13 protein-coding genes are annotated in these 13,329 nt (G+C 35.3%); 8 read left to right on the plus strand and 5 right to left on the minus strand.

The window, feature by feature from the left end; translation table 11 throughout:
- Positions 1 to 57: 57 nt before the first annotated feature.
- Positions 58 to 684 carry a peptide deformylase gene (def, locus tag GSB9_01439; protein ID UKM64881.1) on the plus strand — a complete coding sequence of 209 codons (627 nt, stop codon included), beginning with the start codon at positions 58 to 60 and terminating at the stop codon, positions 682 to 684.
- A 5-nt stretch (positions 685 to 689) separates the two neighbouring features.
- Here def and gldC read toward each other — a convergent pair whose 3' ends face one another.
- Positions 690 to 1,022, minus strand: a complete 333-nt coding sequence (gene gldC, locus GSB9_01440; protein ID UKM64882.1) for a gliding motility protein GldC — start codon at positions 1,020 to 1,022, stop codon at positions 690 to 692.
- Positions 1,022 to 2,002, minus strand: a complete 981-nt coding sequence (gene gldB, locus GSB9_01441) for a gliding motility lipoprotein GldB (protein ID UKM64883.1) — start codon at positions 2,000 to 2,002, stop codon at positions 1,022 to 1,024. Before gldB ends, gldC begins: the two co-directional genes overlap by 1 nt.
- Positions 2,003 to 2,077: 75 nt before the next feature.
- Between gldB and nadE the strand changes: the two genes are divergently transcribed.
- Together nadE and GSB9_01443 are read left to right on the plus strand one after the other, a co-directional pair.
- Positions 2,078 to 2,866, plus strand: coding sequence for an NAD(+) synthase (gene nadE / locus GSB9_01442; GenBank protein ID UKM64884.1), 789 nt, complete (start codon positions 2,078 to 2,080; stop codon positions 2,864 to 2,866).
- A gap of 99 nt (positions 2,867 to 2,965) precedes the next feature.
- Entirely contained in the window at positions 2,966 to 3,598 is a 633-nt protein-coding gene (locus tag GSB9_01443; GenBank protein UKM64885.1) for a response regulator transcription factor, read from the plus strand.
- On the opposite strand, the gene dnaG is transcribed toward GSB9_01443, so the two are convergent.
- Entirely contained in the window at positions 3,593 to 5,548 is a 1,956-nt protein-coding gene (gene dnaG / locus GSB9_01444) for a DNA primase (protein ID UKM64886.1), read from the minus strand. The genes GSB9_01443 and dnaG overlap by 6 nt on opposite strands.
- A 251-nt stretch (positions 5,549 to 5,799) precedes the next feature.
- Here dnaG and GSB9_01445 point away from each other — a divergent pair, with 251 nt between their 5' ends.
- The 4 genes from GSB9_01445 (at position 5,800) to GSB9_01448 (ending at position 9,863) form a co-directional block, all read left to right on the plus strand.
- On the plus strand, positions 5,800 to 6,180 hold the full coding sequence (locus GSB9_01445; protein UKM64887.1) for a hypothetical protein: 381 nt from the start codon (positions 5,800 to 5,802) through the stop codon (positions 6,178 to 6,180).
- A gap of 335 nt (positions 6,181 to 6,515) precedes the next feature.
- The gene (locus GSB9_01446) at positions 6,516 to 7,958 is read left to right on the plus strand and encodes a circularly permuted type 2 ATP-grasp protein (GenBank protein ID UKM64888.1); all 1,443 of its coding nucleotides are present in this window, start codon (positions 6,516 to 6,518) and stop codon (positions 7,956 to 7,958) included.
- A 22-nt stretch (positions 7,959 to 7,980) separates the two neighbouring features.
- Positions 7,981 to 8,907, plus strand: a complete 927-nt coding sequence (locus tag GSB9_01447) for an alpha-E domain-containing protein (protein ID UKM64889.1) — start codon at positions 7,981 to 7,983, stop codon at positions 8,905 to 8,907.
- Positions 8,908 to 8,918: 11 nt separating this feature from the next.
- Positions 8,919 to 9,863 (plus strand): transglutaminase family protein, encoded by a 945-nt coding sequence (locus GSB9_01448; protein ID UKM64890.1) that lies wholly within the window; start codon positions 8,919 to 8,921, stop codon positions 9,861 to 9,863.
- 6 nt (positions 9,864 to 9,869) lie between these two features.
- Here the strand turns inward: GSB9_01448 and GSB9_01449 are convergent, their stop codons facing one another.
- Positions 9,870 to 10,847, minus strand: a complete 978-nt coding sequence (locus tag GSB9_01449; GenBank protein ID UKM64891.1) for a polyprenyl synthetase family protein — start codon at positions 10,845 to 10,847, stop codon at positions 9,870 to 9,872.
- A 416-nt stretch (positions 10,848 to 11,263) separates the two neighbouring features.
- Here GSB9_01449 and GSB9_01450 point away from each other — a divergent pair, with 416 nt between their 5' ends.
- Positions 11,264 to 12,133 (plus strand): T9SS type A sorting domain-containing protein, encoded by an 870-nt coding sequence (locus tag GSB9_01450; GenBank protein UKM64892.1) that lies wholly within the window; start codon positions 11,264 to 11,266, stop codon positions 12,131 to 12,133.
- A 52-nt stretch (positions 12,134 to 12,185) separates the two neighbouring features.
- Here the strand turns inward: GSB9_01450 and rlmN are convergent, their stop codons facing one another.
- Complete coding sequence (gene rlmN / locus GSB9_01451; protein ID UKM64893.1) at positions 12,186 to 13,229, minus strand: 23S rRNA (adenine(2503)-C(2))-methyltransferase RlmN; 1,044 nt, start codon at positions 13,227 to 13,229, stop codon at positions 12,186 to 12,188.
- Positions 13,230 to 13,329: the final 100 nt, after the last annotated feature.

Here is a 13,329-nt window from a genome sequence, read left to right on the forward strand (position 1 = left end):
TATTTAATCAAGTGTTTGTTGAATGCTCGAACACTACATTTAATGGCTTCCCTGTTCATGAAAAATTTTGTTTTCTTAACCACTGTCCTACTTGTAATAGCGAGCTGTTCAAGCACCAAAAATATTTCGAACCATGGGTTTACTTCAAAAGAAACAAAATTGATTTTAAACGCCAATAGCCTAAAACCCATGCGGGTTTATAGAATAACCAACAAGACCGATTCTATATTACTTCGGTCGAAAAGCAGCCACATAAAACCCAACCCTAAAGATGTGGTTTTAAGACGCTTTGTAAACCGGTTATACGCCACCGTTACAGATAGCAAGAGCCTGGGTGTTGGCATTGCAGCACCACAAGTGGGAATTTTAAAAAACATCATTTGGGTGCAACGCTTCGATAAAGAAAACTTTCCGTTTGAAGTGTACTTAAACCCAGAAATTATGGAATATTCAAAGAACAAGCAAACGGTTCGAGAAGGTTGTTTGTCTATACCCAATAGATCGGATACTTTAAATTGCCGATCTTTCCAAATTAGAATTGAATACGATACAATGGCTGGGCAACATAAAACTGAAACCGTTGAAAGTTTTACTTCGGTTATTTTTCAGCATGAAATAGATCATTTAAATGGCATACTGTATTTAGACCACCTGAAAAAGGAGAGAAACAATACCAAAAATTAGAAAGATTATTTTTTCAGCTCTAATTTTTCGGCAAAATAATCACAAAAATCCTTCATAGTGGCACTCATTTTGTCGTCTTGCGTAGCGCGATAAAATGTATCGCTCATAGCCACTAGGGTTTGATGAAAAAATACTTTCATCTCATCCACGGGCATATCTTTGGTCCATAAATCAATACGCAACGACTCTTGTGCGGCTGAGTCCCACACAGAGAGCATCATGGCCTTAGCATCTTGGTTTGTAATGCCTCCATCTTTGGCCGTCCATTGTAAGTTTTCAGGTACCCGGTTTTCGTCTAATTCTACGTTTAGTTCTATTTTCGATTTTATATTGGCCATTATTTTCTTGGTTTAAACTTTGAATTGTTAAAAATTTCTTCAGTACTTTTTATCAGCATATCGTTAAAAGGTACGCTGTTATTTTTCATATATGCCCGTACAATCTGCCAACCTATATATCTGCCCAATCGGCCCGGCGAATTAGCATCAATGCCCTCAAGGTAAAATTTACTGAACGGAGCCGGGTTAATAAATCGGCTTGTCAACTCGGTATCGGTACTATACAAAAGTTCGCGTTCAACAAAGTAGCGCCACATATAACTTTCGTTAGCTTGTGCCCAATCTAATTCCTCAGGAGTATAGGCTATTTTTTCAGCATCGGTTTTAAAAGGAATAATCTTATCCTTAAAATATAGTTGCTTTCCAAAGTAAATCATTTCATCTAAAAATGTTTTTCTTTTTGGTTGGTAAATTAGTTTCTCCGCATAGGCATTTGCCAAGTCAACCACTATTTGCTCTTGGTTTAAATTCGCTCGAATATATTTAGGAATACCGCGATAAAATTCGTGGTCACTACCCAAATAAGAATCTAGGGCAATCAAGGCAATAGTATCGGTAACAATAACGCTATTTCTATAATCAACATCGTTGGTAACGCTGATGACCCTTGGCGTATTAAACTCTGAAAAGTAATACCTCAAATGATTGAACATCGATTCTATCTCGATTTCAGTAGCTTTAAAATTTGCTATTTTTTCTGTAACCTCTTTTAGCAACTGTACTTGTAAAGCATCTGTCTTTCTTGCCAACCAAAACGAATCGGTATACTTCTCAGGAAACATAAAAGGATAAGCCTTTTTTAAATCTGGAAAACCTTGGGAGTCAACATTTTTAAACATGACATCAAAACGTTCAACCTTAATATCGGTATTTATTTCGGCTATTTTTTCTTCTAATGCATTTTCGTCTTTACAGGAAAACAACATTAAAAAACATAAAAAAACATAAAAAACGGTCTTCATAAAAAACTTAAACGTCATAAATTTTTATAAATTGAGCGTATGGGCTATTTTTGTTAGCAAAGGTACTATTCTTAGATTTAAATTCGATTAAAAATGCAAACAGAAAAAGTTGTAGATTATATTGTAAACTGGCTAAAAGATTATGCCACTAAAGCTGGTGTTAATGGTTTTGTTGTTGGGATTTCTGGCGGAATAGATTCGGCCGTAACCTCTACATTATGTGCAAAAACCGGGCTCAAGGTACTTTGCGTTGAAATGCCAATACACCAAGCCGAAAGCCATGTAAGCAGGGCTCACGAACATATAGCACAACTTAAACAAAACTTTAAAAATGTAGATGAAACCCGTACCGACCTCACTCCTGTTTTTGAAGAATTTAAAACCGAAGTATCTTTAGATGGCAACCAAGCCACAGTTGATATGGCATTAGCAAACACGCGAGCCAGACTAAGAATGACCACCCTTTATTATTATGCTGGGCTTTACAAACTCTTGGTGGCCGGAACCGGAAACAAAGTAGAAGATTTTGGCGTTGGCTTCTACACAAAATATGGCGACGGTGGTGTTGATTTGAGTCCCATAGCCGACTTGTTGAAATCGCAAGTTTATAAATTGGGCGAAATTTTAGGCGTTCCTGAATCCATCATGAACGCCACACCAAGCGACGGCCTTTTTGGCGACGCCAGAAGTGATGAAGACCAAATAGGAGCCAGTTATCCAGAGCTGGAGTGGGCCATGGAAATGGATGAACAAAGAAAAACCGCTGAAGACTTCTCTGGGAAGGAAAAAGAAGTGTTTAAAATCTATAAACGATTTAACAATGCTAACAAACATAAGATGATTCCCATACCCATTTGCGAAATACCTACCGATTTATTGTGATTGTTGCAGAATCATTAAAAAAGTAGTACATTTACGGCAAGCTTATTCTCTCAACCTTAAACTATCTCTCAAATAGTTTTATTAAAAAAGCTTACCATTATGATTAAATTATTAATAGCAGACAACCACCCTATCACAAGAAAAGGACTAGAAGTTCTTTTTTCGGCAGCGCCCAACATTAAAGTTGTTGGCAGCGTAGACAATGGCGAAGCCATTCTGGAATTTTTAAAGAAAAATTCTGTTGACATTCTTTTAACCGAAGCCGATTTGCCTAAACTTAACGGTTTAACATTGCTTCGTTACTTAAAAAATGATCATCCAGACGTAAAAACCATTATTTTTAGTGCACAACCCGAAGAGGTTTATGCCATTAACGCCATTAAAGCTGGCGCTTCTGGCTACATAAACAAATCGGAAAATGTGATTACCATTAGCGAAGCCATTACAAAGGTTAGCGATGGTGGCATTTACTTGAGTAACGAGCTTACACAGCAACTTGCTTTTGGTACTAGAACTAACAAAAGTGGTAATTACTACAAAAAGCTTTCTACCCGTGAAGCCGAAGTTTTAAAACTTTTAACTATTGGTAAAAAGAACAAAGAAATCTCTAAAGAATTAGATATTAACGAAAAAACCGTTAGTACTTACAAAGCACGTTTAATGCGTAAATTGAAAGTAACTAATTTGGTTGACTTGGTAAATCAGGCTAAACTTAGCCAAGAAATATCATAGAACCCTATTTAATTTTCTAGACAACAACATTTTCAGGCTCGAATAGTCTTTTACTTCTTCAAGTACATTTCTATTCGAGTCTGCTTTATTTCGTAAGGTTTCGTGCTGAAAGCCTTTAACTTTTTGATCTATCAAAAAGCATCTTAAGCTTAAAATCGTTTCACTTACAAGTTGTGCTACACTATGCTGTTTTTCTTTCGGATAAATATTCATTCGATTCCAATTATCTAGAGAATAACGCTCATCTTCCATAAGAATCGTTGTTATTTCATTGGCCATATCTTGGTCAACCGAGTTAATGAAATTTTTTAAATCGAACTCGGCATCTTGATTAAGCCTTTCAATAACCGTGTAATATAATGTTTTAAAATGTGGATTGGAAAATTCCATTTCATCATCCTGTAAATCCAAAAAAACCTTTTCAAACACCTTGGCTTTCTGTATTACGGGCTCTAAACCCAAATCTCCATGGTCATCTTCCTTTAAAACCAAATCTTCAAAATCTTCAGTTTTATTACCATAAAGTAATAGAATTTCAATAATTTTTCGTTCTAAAACATACTGAACATCTACTTTTTTAACAGATTGCTGCTTGATAACTTCAAAAGCTTTTTGTTCACTTTTATGCTTTTTACTTTCTTGCTGAAAATCCTTTTTATCAATTTGTGCCAAGGTACTAAATAGCACATCCTCACTAATATCCATGATGCGCGCACATTCCTGTACGTAAATCTCTTTTTTTATACGGTCGGGGATTTTAGCTATACTATTTACAATATCACGAACCGTTTCAGCTTTTTTAATGGGATCGCCTTTGGACTCTTCATAAAGCACAGACGCTTTAAATTGAATAAAATCTTTTGCGTTTTCAGACAAATACTCAGTAAGCTCTTGAAGTGTATTTTGCTTAGCGAAACTATCAGGATCTTCGCCTTCAGGAAAAGTGCATACCTTAACGTTCATGCCCTGTTCCAGAATTAAATCGATACCACGGAGCGAGGCCCGCATACCAGCTGCGTCTCCATCAAAAAGCACCGTGATGTTTTTAGTCAATCGGTTTATCAACCTAATCTGCTCTGATGTTAAAGCCGTTCCGGATGAAGACACTACATTTTTTATTCCTGTTTGGTGAAACTGGATAACATCGGTATAACCTTCAACCAAAAAACAATTATCTTCTTTAGCTATGCTCTGTTTGGCATTGTAAATACCGTAAAGCACCTTACTTTTATGGTAAATATCGCTTTCGGGTGAATTGAGGTATTTAGCCGCTTTTTTATCTGTAATCAATATACGCCCACCAAACCCCAAAACACGACCACTCATACTTTTTATAGGGAACATAACGCGCCCTTTAAACCGATCAAAACGTTTTTCATCTTTTACAATGGTAAGTCCTGTTTTTTCTAGATACTCAATATTGTAGCCCTTCTTTAAAGCCTCATCGGTAAAGGCCTGCCATTCATCCAGCGAATAGCCTAAATCGAATTTTTTAATCGTTTCTTCTGTAAAACCGCGTTCTTTAAAATAACTTAAACCTATACTTTTCCCTTGGTCGGTTTTGTGTAAAATTTTCTGAAAATAGATGTTGGCAAACTCACTTACCAAATATAGGCTTTCGCGTTCATCGGCTTTTTCTTTTTGCTCTGAGGTTTGCTCTGTTTCTTCTAGCTCAATATTATATTTTTTTGCCAAATACCTAATAGCTTCGGGGTAGGTAAAATGCTCGTGTTCCATTAAAAAAGAAACCGCCGTACCGCCCTTGCCGGTCGAAAAATCTTTCCAAATCTGTTTTACAGGTGATACCATGAAACTCGGCGTTCGCTCATCGCTAAACGGACTTAACCCTTTAAAGTTACTTCCCGATTTTTTGAGTTGAACAAAATCACCGATAACCTCCTCTACACGAGCAGTATCAAAAACTTGGTCTATGGATGATTGTGATATCAAATTGTTTGTTTTTGGCGAAAAAACGTTTGAAGATTTAAAATCAAACTTAGTTTTTGGTCAATTTTAAGAATGCATGTAAAAGTAATATAAACTATTCGTTTTATAAATTTAAAAAGCACTGAAAAAATTAAAGATAAAATTTCATTGAAAGTTTTCAACATGACATTAATCATATTTTATTCAAACCACTTAAAGTACCTTACAGTTGTTTTATTAAAACCAACTTACAGTTAACTCAAAAATAAACATTCATGGAAACACAAACCAAAACTTCAAACTGGTTGAGAATTATATTGGGACTATTTCTAATTATATATGCATTAAACCAATTCATTCATTTTATACCATTCACTTATGGTGATATGCCCGAGAACACAAGAGATTTTATTGACGCCGTTGCACACTACTTACCCTTTTTGTACCTCTTTGAAATTTTAATCGGGGTCTTGTTAATTATAAATAAGTGGACGCCTTTTATTATAATTGTATTGTTTCCGCTAACCATTTCATTTTTAGTTTTTAACCTATCCAATAACGATTTAATTAAAATTTGGCCCGCTGTAGTCGTTGCTATTTTAAATGTATTGCTGTTATTACGTTTCAAAGAAAAATACCAACCCTTGTTCAATTAATTAGGCTTACAGTAAGCTTCAAAATAACTTTTTAAAGCATCAAATGGTCGTTTTATTTTTTTAGGGCGGCCAATTTCTTTATTGCGGAATGAACTTTTATCATTCTCAAAAAGGCTCCTCCCTTTCCTTTTTTCTTATTATTTCGACTAAAACAAAAAAGGAGTCAAACAAATTTGTACCGCTTGTGAAAATCCTTTAAATAAAACACTTGCAAAATCAATTAATGATATAATTTCTACTGAATTTTAATAATCACTAAATTTTATTCACATAAAACACCTAATCATAGAGTTTTTTTTATTAATTCCTTATATTTGATAAGATATCTCTAATCTATGAAAAACGATAACCTTTTCTCCTCTTACGACAAACTCCCTAAGACTTGGGACGAGATGTACAATGAACAATCAGAATTTAGAACTCAATACGAAGGTTTTGTAAAGTACCTAGAAAGCACTACAGCAAAAAGACTTACAAAAAAAGAAGAACTCTCCAAACAATTGTTCATCAACCAAGGGGTTACTTTCACTGTTTATAATGACAACGAAGGCATTGAAAAGATTTTCCCTTTTGATATTGTACCAAGAATCATTACGACTATAGAATGGAAAAAAATTGAACGGGGCATTAAACAACGCTTAAAAGCCTTAAACCTTTTTATTAAAGACATTTACCATGAACAGTTTATAATTAATGACGGGATTATTCCGGCTAAATTGATTTATTCATGCCCTTATTTTTTAAGGGAAATGAAAGGTGTAAAGGTTCCGCATGATATTTACGTCCATATTTCTGGAGTTGACTTGATACGCAATTACGATGGCGAATTTTATGTGCTTGAGGATAATTTAAGGACTCCTTCTGGAGTAAGTTACATGCTTGAAAATCGCGAAATTTCAAAGCGTTTGTTTCCTGGTGTTTTGCCAAAAAGTAAGGTGCGTTCGGTATCAGAGTACCCAAACGTGTTGTACAAAAAGCTTAAAGGACTTTCTGACAAGGCAAGCCCAAACGTTGTTCTCTTAACACCAGGTATTTACAATTCTGCCTATTATGAGCATACCACTTTAGCCAGACTAATGGGTATAGAATTGGTGGAAGGTACCGACCTTGTTGTAAAAAACCACATTGTTTACATGAAAACCACCCATGGCTTAAAACAGGTTGATGTTATTTACAGACGTGTTGATGATGATTTCTTAGACCCTTTAGAATTCAATGCAAAAAGTGTTTTGGGGGCAGCAGGCATTATGGCTGCTTACAGAAAGGGTAATGTTGTTATAGTTAATGCACCCGGAACCGGTGTTGCCGACGACAAGGCTATATATACTTATGTTCCAGATATGATAAGATACTATTTGCAGGAAGACCCAATTTTAAAAAATATAGAAACCTATCAATTAGCAAAACCCGACGATTTAGAGCACGTTATAAAAAACGTGAAAGATATGGTCATTAAAAAAACAGATGGCAGTGGTGGTTATGGTATGCTTATGGGACACGAAGCTACAGACCAAGAAATCAAAGACTACCTTGAAACGGTTAAAAAGAAGCCCGAAAACTTTATTGCTCAGCCCATTTTAAAACTATCAACAGCGCCATGTTTTATAAACGGTAAGCTATCACCAAGATGTATCGATTTAAGACCTTTTGCACTCTCCGGAAAAGATGGTATTGATATTTGTCCCGGTGGCTTAACACGAGTAGCTTTAAAAAAAGGTTCACTAGTAGTTAACAGTTCCCAAGGCGGCGGTAGTAAAGACACGTGGGTAATAGATTAAAATTTCACAAACAGATTATTATATGTTAAGTAGAGTTGCAAACAACCTAATTTGGTTAGAAAGATACATGGAAAGAGGCAATGGCATTTTAGGCTTACTTAAAGTTAATTTTTATGCCAATCAAGACTCACCGGAACTGTTTTCTTGGTCTCCAATAATAAAAAACTTTACGTCATATGATAACGATTTTTACACTGAAGATGCCATTGAATGCATTGACTTCATGGTTTTCAACTCCAAAAACCCTAACTCAATTTTAAATCTAGTAACTAAAGCTAGGGAAAATGCAAGAAGTGCTCAAGAACATATTTCCAGAGAATTGTGGTTGTCCATCAACAGTTATTATTTGTTCCTTACTAACAAAGGTTTACCAAAAAAGCTGAAAGAGGAAGACCCTATTCAATTTCTTGAGGAATTGAGAAGACATCATTTAGTATACAATGGCACTTGCGACATTACTCAAGAACGAGGAACCCCCTACTATTTTATGAATGTTGGAAAGTATCTTGAAAGAGTCCTTCAAATATCTGATTTTACAGTACTAAAACTGAAAGATATTGGCAATACTTCTGATAGTTTAGAAAAAATATTTTATTGGAAAAACCTATTACTGTCCATTGGGGGCTACCAACTTTATTTAAAAACCTATAAATCGGTGTTTAAAGAGGAACATATTATACAAATGGTTTTTCAGGATAAACAGTTCCCTAAGTCGGTTCATTATTGTATTGACAAATTAAACCGGCATATCAACAAACTGATTGAAACAGGGCAATTAGAAAAAAACAACTTAGAATTTTTGTTAGGCAAATTAGAAAGCGAAATAAAATATACTACCATCGAAAATATTAATAATATGGGATTAAACCATTTTATCAATGGCATAAAAGAAGACATAAAAAACATATCTTCAAACATAAACGCAGTTTACTTTTCGCAAAACAATTGATTTAAACACTTATGGCTACTTTCTTTATAAAGCATATTACCAAATATAGTTACTCCGATAAAGTAATTGATGGAGCAAACTTCATCAGGCTTCACCCAATTAATGATGCCTACCAAAAAGTGAACTCGCACTTTATTACAATCACCAACAACCCCTACATCGATACGTTTTTTGATTTTTACAACAACCATGTGGGTACGTTTATGGTAACTGAACCCCATTACGAGCTGAGCATTACATCTGAAATTGAAGTAGAAACCACGAGCAGGTTGCTTCCTAACGACCTTACAGAGGCTGAAATTCAATGGAATTACCTAAAAACCAACAAGCACCATGTTGATTTCCTTGATTTTTTAATGCACAGGCCATTTACGGGCAGCCAAGAGATTCTAGATTTGTTTAAAACAATAAAAATACATTCCAAAACCCCTTATAAAGCGGTATTAGAACTTTGCGAATACATTTATGAAAATTTTGAATACAAAAAAGGAATAACCAATGTTAATACGAGTTTGGATGATATTTGGAATTTAAAGGCTGGTGTTTGTCAAGATTTTACAGCTGTTTTATTACAAATGTTCAGAATGTTGGGAATACCTGCCCGCTACGTAAGCGGTTATATTTGCTCTAGCAATAATGATACAATTGGCGAAGATGCAACACATGCCTGGATTGAAGCCTACATTCCTTTTTATGGGTGGCTCGGAATAGACCCTACAAACAATGCCATAGCGGACGAAAACCATGTTAGATTGGCCATTGGAAGAAAATATAGTGACTGCTCACCTGTAAAAGGTGTTTTTAAAGGCAATGTTGAATCAAAAATGGAAGTATCGGTTGAAGTAAAAACCGATAAACATCAAAAAACCGTCCCCATCAGTTCTACGACTGACTACAATAATAGTTTTCAAAGAAATTTAGAATTAAGCAAACAACAAAACCAGCAACAGCAATAAAACGCACTATTTTTTTCGATCTATCACGTAATTTACCATTAGTTTTAGCGAATTTTTATACTCTGATTCCGGATAAACCTCCAACATCTGTAAAGCTTCTGCCTGAAATTGTTTCATTTTATCTATCGCATAATCCAAACCGCCGTGTTGTTTCACAAAGGCAATCACTTCTTTAACACGTTTAGTGTCTTTATTATGGTTTTTAATGGAATTGATAAGCCAATCTTTTTCCTTTTTTGGTACTTGGTTCAACACATAAATTAACGGCAATGTCATCTTTTGCTCCTTAATATCAATTCCTGTTGGCTTACCGATTTGCGTTTCTCCATAATCAAATAAATCATCTTTAATTTGAAAAGCCATACCTATAAGTTCTCCAAACTTCCGCATAGTTTCCACATGAGGCGAATCGGGTTTTACCGATGCGGCTCCCAAACCGCAACAGGCCGCAATTAAAGTAGCTGTTTTTTGACGGATAATTTCATAATAAACCGTTTCGGTTATATCAAGTTTTCTAGCCTTTTCAATTTGAAGCAACTCGCCCTCACTCATTTCTCGAACGGCAATTGAAATAATCTTCAATAAATCGAAATCATTATTATCTATTGATAACAACAATCCTTTTGACAGCAAAAAATCACCAATTAAAACTGCAATTTTATTTTTCCAAAGGGCATTAACGGAGAAAAAGCCTCTTCGTCTATTACTATCATCTACCACATCATCATGAACCAAAGTGGCCGTATGGATCAATTCTATAACCGAAGCCCCACGGTAAGTGCGTTCGCTAACCTCTCCATTAGACACCATTTTAGACACCAAAAACACAAACATGGGCCGCATCTGCTTGCCCTTTCTGTTAACAATATAATGCGTTATACGATTGAGCAGAGCCACTTTACTGGACATTGAAAGCTGGAACTTTTGCTCAAAGAGATCCATCTCGAAGGCTATGGGCTGTTTTATTTGCTCTACTATTTTCAAATAATAAAATTGAATTTTGACAAATCTACTAATAAAGTTATATCTATGCTATAATCATGAAAAACAAAACCCAAAATTTAATAAAACAGTATAGTAAAACACGCTTCAATAAACATAATTTGACTAAAAGCAACTTAATTATTACTAAACTTTGTAAGTAACAAAGATGCAGGAGTGAAGTTACAATCTAAATATGCGCTTATTGCCGTCTTAAACTTGTGCAAAACAAAACTATCTAATTTTCTTATAGCCTAAATTATAACGATAGATTTTCAAAAAACCCACAACAAATCCCTAGTAAGCTACTTTTCATCGAAAAAGATGCCCTTTCTCTATTCGTATAAATATTTAAAGTTAATTTTGTATAGCAACCATGTTGCCCTAGTCTAATCGAAATTTAACAAATAACACAGCTTATGAAAAGAATTATTCTACTTTTTTTTGTGGTATCCACAACACTTTTAAATGGTCAAATTTTATCTGAAAGCTTTGATGATGTTTCAAGCTTATCAGATTGGAAATTTATAAATGTAAGCGAACCCATTGGAACATATCAATGGCAACAGGGAACTGGAGAATTAGGTCCGCATTCTGGCTCTGAAACGTCCTACATAGCAACCAATGCACAATCAGTATCTGGGACAGGAACTAATTCTGATTGGTTGATATTACCAGCACTATCATTAAAAGACGGTGACAAAGTAAGTTTCTATACTATAGCTGCTACTCCCCAGACTTTCCCTGATCGACTGGAAGTAAGGCTAAGCACAAATGTTGAGAGTTCGGCCGACCCAACTGATAGTAATTCTGTTGGCGATTACACCAACCTTTTGTTAGAAATAAACCCAGACCTAACGGCTGGAATCTATCCGACAGAATATACACAATATGAGGCAACAATAACGGGGATAGGAACAACACCTGTTAATGCAAGAATAGCTTTTAGATATTATGTTACCGATGGTGGCCCGACTGGACCTAACTCAAATGGTATTGCCATAGACACATTAGAGATTACAAGTGGCACATTAAGCACTCAAGAAACAAGTGCATTATCACAGTTTAAGTATTATTACAATGAAGTCAATCAAGTATTAAATCTAATTTCGGCCGATGTAAAGCTTGAAAATGTAAACATTTATAATGCCATGGGGCAAATTGTTTTGAACAAAAAGCTTAATTCATCTTCAAAAGAGTTGAATGTATCAAGTTTAATGAATGGTCTCTACATTGTAAAAGCTAGCTTAAGCAATGAACAAACCAAAACTTTCAAATTTATTAAATAACAATTTTATTAAATATAAGGTCACAAAAAAAGCTGCAGTAAAGCAGCTTTTTTTATGTTTCTTTGTTAGCCAATTGTCCACATGCCGCATCAATATCTTTACCTCGGCTTCGGCGTACGGTTACGGTAATATTATTGGACTCGAGCACTTGAACGTACATATCTAAAGCTGAGGAATGTGCCTGTTGAAATTCACCGCCATCAATAGGATTATATTCAATAAGATTAACTTTACTTGGCGCGAATTTACAGAACTCCACCAATGCATCAACATCCTTTCTTTTATCGTTTATGCCTTGCCAAACGACATATTCGTAAGTGATTCTATTCTTTGTTTTATCATACCAATATTGCAGTGCTTCGCGTAAATCTTTCAACGGAAAAGTAGCATTAAAAGGCATAATAGATGTTCGCACCTTGTCGATAGCTGAATGTAACGACACCGCCAATTTGAATTTCACCTCATCATTTGCCATTTTTTTTATCATTTTTGGCACCCCCGAAGTTGAAACCACAATACGTTTTGGCGACATGCCCAAACCCTCTGGTGAAGTAATTTTATCAATAGCCTTTAAAACATTGTTGTAATTCATTAAGGGTTCGCCCATGCCCATAAAAACAATATTACTTAATGGCCTATCATGATACAATCTGCTTTCGTTATCTATAGCAACAACCTGATCATAAATTTCATCGGGGTTTAAATTACGCATACGTTTTAAACGTGCTGTTGCACAAAACCTACAATCTAAACTACAGCCAACCTGGCTTGAAACACAAGCTGTAGTTCGGGTTGGTGTTGGAATCAGTACCGATTCAACCACTAAATCATCATGCAAACGCACAGCATTTTTTATAGTACCGTCGCTACTTCGCTGCATCGTATCGACCTGAATGTGGTTAATCACAAAATGATCTTCAAGCATTTGGCGTGTTTCTTTGGATATATTGGTCATATCCTGAAACGAATGTACCGATTTTTGCCACAACCATTCATAAACTTGGTTTCCGCGGAAAGCTTTATCGCCTTCTTGCACAAAGAAATCGCGAAGCTGCTCTTTAGTCAATGCCCGTATGTCCTTTTTATTGGTCTTCATGGTTTCGTACAAAAATATAAAAACGTATCCTTAATTGCCTATCGGAAACGCTTATTCAAAAATATAATTACAACAAAGGCTGCCTCAAGTTTAAAGGCAG

The organism is Flavobacteriaceae bacterium GSB9 (assembly GCA_022749295.1).
In the GTDB taxonomy this organism is placed as follows: Bacteria; Bacteroidota; Bacteroidia; order Flavobacteriales; family Flavobacteriaceae; genus Flavisericum.